This window comes from Carboxylicivirga linearis, assembly GCF_018271995.1.
Classification (GTDB): domain Bacteria; phylum Bacteroidota; class Bacteroidia; order Bacteroidales; family Marinilabiliaceae; genus Carboxylicivirga; species Carboxylicivirga linearis.
In genome coordinates, this window is the sequence record NZ_JAGUCO010000112.1 from 1 (window position 1) to 832 (window position 832).

The 832-nt window shown below is 34.3% G+C and carries 1 protein-coding gene; it reads right to left on the reverse strand.

Features of this window, described 5'->3' with window-relative positions:
• Positions 1-593: DNA adenine methylase (locus KEM10_RS23890; RefSeq protein ID WP_212220940.1), on the reverse strand; the 593-nt coding region annotated here is incomplete at its 3' end.
• Positions 594-832: the final 239 nt, after the last annotated feature.

The window sequence follows — 832 nt, forward strand, 5'->3', positions numbered from 1 at the left end:
GTACCTACCTCAGTACTTAAGTAAGGTGGATCCACAAAGAATACCACACCATCAACATCCTTATACATGTTAAATAGTTCCTTGTAATCGTATTTAACTATTACTAAGCCATCAAGATAACCGGTGACTGTATAATCCGACTTTCGGACGCAGTTATACATGGTTGATTTTTCCAACTCATCAATATTTAGCGCATACTTCATGCTAAATAACAAGGATGATGACAGTGTAATGTAATCAACAAAGCCTTTATCATCTTCACTCTTAATGTAATCTATAATTGACAATTTAATATCATTAGGCAGCTTCTTATCTTGTGGTTGATTATTGACAAGCTCTCTAATCTTTGCAAGCATCCGGTTGGTTTTATCCACATGTAAAAGCCTGGTATGGTAATTATCAAAGTCATTATATACTACCTGAGCATCCGGAAGCATATTTTTAACGGTATGTGATAATAAACCGCTACCTCCAAATAAATCAATAAATACATTGTTTGTTTCAAAGTCTTTTAAAGCTGTTTTAAAATGGTTTAAAAAGCGCCTTTTTTGCCCCATGAACGGTAATGGTGCACTTGTGTAAGGTTTATTCATTCTATTGTTGTTTTATCGTTATATTTGTATTCTCTCACAAAAAAATAGGTGCATACACACCAACCAAAGGCATTTGCCTCCGGCGTGGTGTGTATGCACCTTTGTATTATAGCAGGGTGAGAGCTGCTATTTTAAGTCGGAGGTTCTTTTACCCCCTATTTTAAGCTTCATTATCTATTAAATAATTACATTATTAATCAGTAAGGTTAAAATATCTGAAGCTATGCTAACATTACCAT